The sequence below is a fragment of the Planctomycetia bacterium genome (genome assembly GCA_034440135.1).
Taxonomy (GTDB): Bacteria; Planctomycetota; Planctomycetia; order Pirellulales; family JALHLM01; genus JALHLM01.
Genome location: JAWXBP010000004.1, coordinates 1 through 6781, shown reverse-complemented (window position 1 = coordinate 6781; position 6781 = coordinate 1). Strand labels below are relative to the sequence as shown.

The following is a 6781-nucleotide window of genomic DNA, read 5'->3' as shown; positions in this document are numbered from 1 at the left end:
TGTTCCCCCCAGCGGATCATCGGCGTCACAGTGATCTTCATCGGCGCTTTGCTCTCCTCGAGGAACTTCAAGTAGTCCTGGACTACACCCTTCATACCACCCACAGGGGCGCGGTTGATGTACGCGGTGCATTGGGCATCGGTCTTCTCCTCTCTGAATATCTTGTAGAGATAGTAGTCGTAGGGTTCGTCGAGCGATTCGCGACGCACCTCCCTCAATCCGGGACGGGCATCAAGTACGGCTTTTCGTGCTGCCGGTCGCGACGTAGGGATGGCACTCTCAATCGTGCGGAGGCTCTTTACTGCATCGTCGGCGGCTTTCATCGCTGAGTCGAAGTTTTGATCCTTGACCAGGGCCTTCAGTCGCGTGTCAAGCATCGCAGGAAGCCCTTCAGCATACGTTTGCACGAGCCGCTCCGTGAAATCGTCCGCGACGCGGTTGGAGGCGATGCTTGCCGCCGCCTGGGTGAAGTCGGATCTCGCGAGCGCGCTATCCACTTCCGCCCGAAGTTTGTCCTCTCGATGAGCTTGTTTGATCGTGGCGATTCTTTGCGACAGCTTTACTGTGAACACACCGGCGTTGGCATTGAGTTCATCGAGGCCGAGCGGAACGTTCTGCCTGAGCTGCTGATACTCGCTTTTAATGCGGTCGAGTTCTGCGAGATCGTCGCTCGAGTCGATCGTCGTCTTGCTCGAGACCATGAACTCCTTCAGTGCGGCTCGACTTTGGGCGACCTGCGCCTCATGGATGTGCTTCTTGCAGTCCTCGGCCCGTTGTCCGTTGGGTAGTTGCTTCACGTATTCTTTGGCTGCGCGTTTGATCGAAGCCGGATCCCCCCCCGCAACCGCTTTGGCTAGCAGGCCGCCCAGCACGCTCTCGCGTCGTTCATCGAATTCTTCCAACTCCTTCGTACCATGCATCTGCGGAAGGAGCACATGCGAGAGGAGACCAGGCCACTTCTCTTGCTGGCACCCGGCAAAAAAAGTGCGCGCCTGCGCAAGATCATCGACCGCCGCCTCGGGGCTTTCGAGGATCACCACATTGTGAAACCACTGTGACCGCCGCCACGCGTATCTCGCCGTGTCAACGCCACCGACCAACAGCGCCACCCAGGAGACCAGGGCCACCACAGCGACGAGGCCAGCTGACCGTTTCACTGTCCGGAGCCGACGGGCAACAGCCGATTTCTTAGGCACGCTCCCCAGGAGTTCGGAGCACCGCTGCTTGACTCGAGTCGCCCCCGGTGGCCAGAGACGGGCAAACCGCGCGCTGTGCCAGTTGGCCTCAATTTCTGCGGTACTGATCTCCTCGAACCTAGACGCCAACCACAACAAGGGCTCGACGAGTCCGAACGGCTGCTGGTCGTCAAGGTTGGGCTGGCAGCCGCCCTCCGGGTCCCGCCGACACCGCCCAAAGGCGCTCGCCGGAAAGACGGCGCAGTTACCGAACTGAATACCCAGCGGTAAATCCACTGCCACTTCCACCTGCTCGACGAGGAAATTACGCACACGATCGACGAGACCTCGGTGGACAGGGCTCGTGCGAAGGTATTCTCGCACCTTCACATTTTCTTCATCGGGCCGGTCGAAGTCGATCGTCGAATGCTGGTCCCACTTTGTGAGCACGACCGCAATGGCTGTGTCAAGATGCGCCTTGCTAGTCTCGTGCAGGCTCCCGAAGAAGTCGGCAACCTTTCTAATTCGGTCAGCAATTACACGCTGCTCGGCAGCGACGACGTTTTCGGGGAGCACCTCCGCCACGACGAGCAGCCCATTGCATTGCTTCAGGTGTCGAAACAGGGCAATGCGTTGTTCGTTGCTTTCGAGATCCTGATTGATGGACTCACCGGCATAGTCGACCATACGAATCTGTGTCATCCCCCGTTCTTCTGAGCCGACAATGAAGTCGATAAGGTAGCGGTCGGGGTCATTAGGCGGTGGAAGTAACCCTCGCGCGAGAGCCTGTGTGGCTCGCGTGATCCACTCGACGCCCTTGCGTTCGGCGACTGAGTCGTCGACGAACGAATCGCTAGCGGCTGATCCTTCGGGGACAGCGACCGGGGGCCATGGGCTTTCCGTCAGGTCCCTCTTGAGCTGTGCCGTCAGCCCATCCGGATGCGGGATGTTGAGCGCAAGCGTGGCCATGTAGCAAGTCTTTCCGGAACTTGTCTGGCCGATCAGGGCAAATCTATACATGGCTGCCGTACCTGGAGGGCGGTTGGACGAATGTCATATCGCGAGCGTGGTCGGTGTTCATCATATTCAGAGGATGAATTAATCTCATCTGCCGGGCGGACAATTGCTACTGCTGTTGCGACTGGCCTTGAGCAAAGGCACGAAAAGTCGCGAGAGGCCACCCAGGGCAAAGAGGGCACCGACAGCCACGACCGTCGCTCCAATCGGCCGACTGACGAACCCGCGAAAGAGTTGCCAGAACGTCTCTTCGACGACAGTGCCCACCGTGCCAATCGCCCCACCGAGGGCCTTACCGCCAACGCGGGCAAGTTTCTCGGTGGCGCCTTTCACAAAGTTACCCGCTTCGTCGAGGTATTCTTCTGGCGTGGCTAACACCATTGCCAGTGCCACGCTGCCTAACCAATATTTCCAATTCGGCCGGACGTAGACATCCCAGAACCGCTTCCCACGGTCACCAGATCGCAAGAACAATCCATCGAAATCTTGAAGCGATAGGCCGCCGCCGGAGGGTGTCGGCAACCAGCCCGCCCGCGCTGCCGCGGAGAACTTCACGGCATCGTCTGCAAGGTCCTCATACCGCCCGATCACAAGGAGCGTGTCGGCGCCACCTTCAGCGATGAGCCGGCTTCGCTCGGCGAGATCGGGAATCGATTCGCCAACCGCCTTTGAGCCCCTCGCGAGCACAGCCATCGCCTCCTGGGCCGGACCATCAAGCGAGTCAAGTTGCTTGACGACCGCCGGTGGCAGGCCATCGGCGCAACTCATGAGCAGCTCTCTCAACACGCGAGTACGGTCAGTCACGTCATCAATTTTACCGCCTGTCTTGGCGACGAGTTCGCAGGCGAACTTGCTCGACGCTGAATCCGCCGCGATGTCGTCCAGCTTTGCGATAGGAACATCGTCGGCGACTTTGGCGATCTTCCGCAATGTCTGGGCCATATCGATGGCACAGGCATTCTGGGAGATGAGTGCCATCGCTATTCCGGTGCCGATGGCGACAATCACCGCGGCCGTATGCGTACGGGCTTTGTCCGTTGTCCGCGCGTCGATTGTTGCGTCCGCGTCTATCGGCCTTCGCAATGCTTTGTCAGTGCTACCCCCGTTTGCCGGCATCATTCGCTCCTGGTTTGTTTCCGAATCCGGACCGCCTGCCCGCGGGCATCGCGGATATTGTTCAGTCAGTGAGCCGCCGTTGCCGGTAAAAGTCGTTCGAGGCTGCCGTCGCCTATCGCAAGCCACCAGGCAGAAATGTTTTGTCGAGCCGCCTCAACGGCGTTGCTTCCCTCAATCAAAGCCTTGCGGCCCACAGCGACCGCCGCCTCGTTGTTGAGCGTCTTGTCAATGCCAGCATTCAACGCCGTCTCCGAAAGGAACCAACCGAGGGGATGATTTCCGGCGAGGTCGATCACCACGCGACGATCACTGCGCATGAAAATTCGCGGATCAAGGCCGTCGATGCAGCGAAATGTCTTGGCGTTCAGGCCGGAACGTTTGTAGGTGCCTCGGACGATCGAAGTCATGTCAACGACTAGCTTTTCTCGCACGGCCGCGATCGTCCGCCGGCTGGCCTGCTGCCCGGCTTCGAGCAGCCAAGGCGCGAGCGATCGCAGCCCCTTCTTTCCCATCTCCTCGGCCGCCTCCGGCACCACTTTCTTAGCCGCCTCAGTCCCGATTCTCTTCGCCATCGCGTTGCGAGTTCCCGTGGCCAGAGCTTTGAGCGTCGCGCCGCCGCCGCGGACCATGAGTACAGCTTCGACACCGTCAATTGCCGCGAAGGCCATGTCGAGGCCCGTCACCGACCGACCCTGGGAGATCTTCGTGACCAGGATGGCAGCGCTGTAGCCCGGTAGCCAGGTGACGGCCCCCGTTGCCGGTGGCCCAACCTCGGCGATTACGCCTTCCGTAGTCATTGCGTCCCATTGGGCCAGCAAACGGGCCGCGTTCTCCGGCTCGCTCGCAAGCCGCTGCAACGCAGCGACTCGCGACTGCGCCGGAAGCGGCCGCGCCAGGAACGACACGAACCGCGGGTTCCCGCGAACACGCTCATCAAGCAAGCCATCGACAACGGCCTCGTCAGCGAAAGTTAGAACGTCGATAAGTCCGTCCTGGCACACCGCGAACCGCGGATCCATAAACACATCGACGGCCAAAGGGCCCACTTTGTCGAGTAAGTGTTCCGCGTCGCCAGGATGGTGGTGGATGAACTCCCAAATTTGTGGGCAAAGGAGGAACGCGTCGCGGGAAAATCCGTCATGCTTGAGCGGCTGCAGCACGCGACGAAAGACGGGATAGACCGTCGACAAGAGCGACTCCCGGAATTTGGCATCTTCTCGGAGCACCTGTGATACCCGCTCGCCGTGCAGCGCAAGGATCGTGAATGCCTCGTCTAGTGCCTCTTCCCGACGATCCGTCTCGAAGGCGTCGGCGACAATCCTGCGGGCCCACGCACGGTAGGCCTCGTCCGACCGGGCGCCATCCAGATCATTCCCCCAATCCTTCGGCTCAAGCCAGGACAGGAGGTTCGTGTCGCCGATGTCCGCTAGCCGGACCACAAGATCACGGTCCCTGGCAATGATGCCGGCCAACGCAACGGCCTCGTCGCCCGTTGCCGAGAAAGCGAACAAGGAGATGATCGATTGAGTGTGTTCATCGTTTCCGATCGCCGCCGCGAGCGTGCTTGGGCCGTCCTCGTCGCGGTCGAGCGTATTGGCCAAGAGCCCCGCAAGCTCGGGCAAGCTTTCGAGCCGCTTGCGGGCATAGCGATGCCGTGGATCACCAAGCCGCTTTAGGTGTGCAATCTTGGCATCGATCTCACTCGGGGCGGACTCGGCGATGACCCCGAAGAACCGCGCGTTGAGGCCGATGACGGACTTGGCAGCAGACTCTTCCCAGCCCGAGGCGACGAGATCGTTAATGGATCGATCAAAATCAAAGGCTGGAGAATTGGTTGCTGCGTTACCGGCCGTGGTGATGCCACCAGGGCTGACAGGGTCTGGCGTTTCGCGCGGCATCCACCACCAAGCCGCAACGGAAAAGAAAGCTACCAAGCCCGCGACCGCAAGTGCACCAGACGGTCCTGTGGCTAAAGACAGCTTGTGGCGACGCTTCGCAGGTTTAGTCCGCTTGGTCGCTACTTTTAACCGTTTGCCCACCATGGCCGCCTTCATTACGGTTGCCCCGAACCGAAGCCAATCAATTACGAGCTGGGCGTATTTGTTTGGCTATCCCCACTGCAATCTTGGTTGACCGAAGATGGCCGGGCTGCCTTCAGCGCCGGCGATGGTCACTATTCCCGAACGGTAAACATAGCCTTGCTGAGTCCGTGACGCAACCATCCAGCCCATATTGGTGGGCGAGCCCGAAATTCGTGTGTTTCCGTCTTCTTCGCACCGCAATTCCAATTCCGAAGCTCGCTTGGATCAGGACTAGACGCATCAGCGCAAAGCATGAGCGAGGGTCGGTTCGTTTCGACTGACCCGCCCTATTACGACAATGTACCGTACGCCGATCTGTCCGATTTCTTCTACGTCTGGCTTCGCCACTCGTCGCGGTGCGTTTTGCCAGACTTGTTTGCCACCGTTGCCGTCCCGAAGGCTGACGAACTGGTAGCGTTCGCGTACAGACACGGCGGAAAAACCGAGGCCAGCCAGTTCTTTCTTGACGGCATGACGCGCGCGATGGGACGTCTCGCCGACGTGTCCCATCCTGGATCACCAGTAACTATTTACTACGCTTTTAAGCAGGCGGACACCGAAGCAGAGGGTACGAACAGTACCGGATGGGAGACCTTCTTGGAAGCGGTGCTTCGCGCAGGCTTCGCGATCTCTGGCACGTGGCCAATGCGCACCGAAGGCAGTGGTCGCATTCGCGGACAAGGGGCGAACGCTCTCGCGTCCTCCATTATCCTTGTTTGCAGGCCACGCGTGTCGGACTCCGGTGCCATCTCCCGCCGTCAGTTCGTCCGGCTGTTGAACGCCGCCCTGCCGCTGGCCCTCGACGCGATGACGCGGGCCGACGAGGGCGAACACTCCCCCGTCGCGCCGGTCGATCTCTCGCAAGCCATCATCGGCCCGGGCATGGCGATCTTCAGTCGGTACGAGGCCGTCCTCGAAGCCGATGGCACGCCGATGACGGTCAAGACCGCCCTGCAACTTATCAATCGCTTCCTCGCCGAAGACGACTTCGACGCCGACACCCAGTTCTGCCTCCACTGGTTTGACCAATATGGCTGGGACACTGGAAAATTTGGCGAGGCCGACACGCTCGCACGGGCCAAGGGCACAAGCGTTGACGGCGTGAAAGCAGCCGGCGTTATCGAAGCGGGCGGCGGAAACGTGCGCCTGCTTAGGTGGAAGGAATACCCGGCCGACTGGAACGCCAAACTCGATTCGCGGTGCCCCGTCTGGGAAGCCCTCCACCAGTTGATCCGGGCTTTTTCGAGCAAGGGCGACGCCGGTGCCGGCAAGGTGCTCAAAGGCGTTGTAAATCAGGCTCTTCCGCAGAATCTGTGGGTGGAGTAACGCGTTTTGTACGGGGCTCTGCCCCGAGCCCCGAGGTTTTGTGAGTCATGACGCAGGCATCGTGGC

At 60.3% G+C, this 6781-nt stretch carries 3 protein-coding genes and 1 pseudogene; 1 reads left to right on the top strand and 3 read right to left on the bottom strand.

The window, feature by feature from the left end:
* From SGJ19_00145 to SGJ19_00135, 3 genes are all read right to left on the bottom strand, one after another.
* Positions 1-2144, bottom strand: a 2144-nt coding sequence (locus SGJ19_00145; GenBank protein MDZ4778643.1) for a hypothetical protein, incomplete at its 3' end; no start/stop codon positions are given.
* A 135-nt stretch (positions 2145-2279) separates the two neighbouring features.
* Complete coding sequence (locus SGJ19_00140) at positions 2280-3200, bottom strand: hypothetical protein (protein MDZ4778642.1); 921 nt, start codon at positions 3198-3200, stop codon at positions 2280-2282.
* A 173-nt stretch (positions 3201-3373) separates the two neighbouring features.
* The gene (locus SGJ19_00135) at positions 3374-5362 is read right to left on the bottom strand and encodes a hypothetical protein (protein ID MDZ4778641.1); all 1989 of its coding nucleotides are present in this window, start codon (positions 5360-5362) and stop codon (positions 3374-3376) included.
* A 261-nt stretch (positions 5363-5623) separates the two neighbouring features.
* Between SGJ19_00135 and SGJ19_00130 the strand changes: the two are divergent.
* A pseudogene (locus SGJ19_00130) lies at positions 5624-6667 on the top strand (hypothetical protein).
* Positions 6668-6781 lie beyond the last annotated feature (114 nt).

Excerpts from the sequence above, each read along its gene's own strand:
- SGJ19_00135 (MDZ4778641.1), bottom strand. The coding sequence starts at position 5,362 with ATGAAGGCGGCCATGGTGGGCAAACGGTTAAAAGTAGCGACCAAGCGG.